At 44.5% G+C, this 649-nt stretch carries 2 tRNA genes and 1 rRNA gene; all 3 read right to left on the bottom strand.

What is annotated here, in order from left to right:
* A 23S ribosomal RNA gene (locus tag ACFQU5_RS15945) occupies positions 1–104 on the bottom strand; the annotation flags it as partial.
* A gap of 357 nt (positions 105–461) precedes the next feature.
* A tRNA-Ala gene (locus tag ACFQU5_RS15940) sits at positions 462–537 on the bottom strand.
* Positions 538–549: 12 nt separating this feature from the next.
* Positions 550–626: transfer RNA gene (locus ACFQU5_RS15935), tRNA-Ile, on the bottom strand.
* Positions 627–649: the final 23 nt, after the last annotated feature.

Here is a 649-nt window from a genome sequence, read left to right as displayed (position 1 = left end):
GATCAAAGCTTACTTACAGCTCCCCGAAGCATATCGGTGTTAGTGCCGTCCTTCTTCGGCTCCTAGTGCCAAGGCATCCACCGTGCGCCCTTAATAACTTAACCTTTTACGGCTTCCAATCCACATCGTTATACTGCGTCAACTACACTCATTCACATCCTCATGTACCGAAGTACACTGCGGTGTTCAATCGTTTGTTTCCTTGTCTAACTCGTGTCTTGAAACCCTCAGTTAAAAGCTACTGCTTTTCTATAAAGAAAAGACTTAAGAACTTTACGATAAATTACTTGAATTTTGTTGCTTTCAATGTCGTTTTATCCAGTTTTCAAAGAACAAATCAACTGACTTCAATCACATCGCGATTAAACATCAGTGAATAAACTCCGTGCAAATTTGCGACGAAAGCTCTGAGTTACCTCTTCGCTAATTCCTCGCGGCAGGAGCACATATATTTATATTTATGGTGGAGCCTAGCGGGATCGAACCGCTGACCTCCTGCGTGCAAGGCAGGCGCTCTCCCAGCTGAGCTAAGGCCCCAAAAAGGATATATGGTGGGCCTAAATGGACTCGAACCATCGACCTCACGCTTATCAGGCGTGCGCTCTAACCAGCTGAGCTATAGGCCCTCTTTGAAGTTTATATTAATGAA

Origin of the sequence: Ureibacillus sp. GCM10028918 (genome assembly GCF_042666115.1) — a bacterium.
Taxonomy (GTDB): Bacteria; Bacillota; Bacilli; order Bacillales_A; family Planococcaceae; genus Ureibacillus.
Note: the sequence above shows the minus strand (reverse complement) of the source record. Positions and strands in the feature narration are given on the sequence as shown.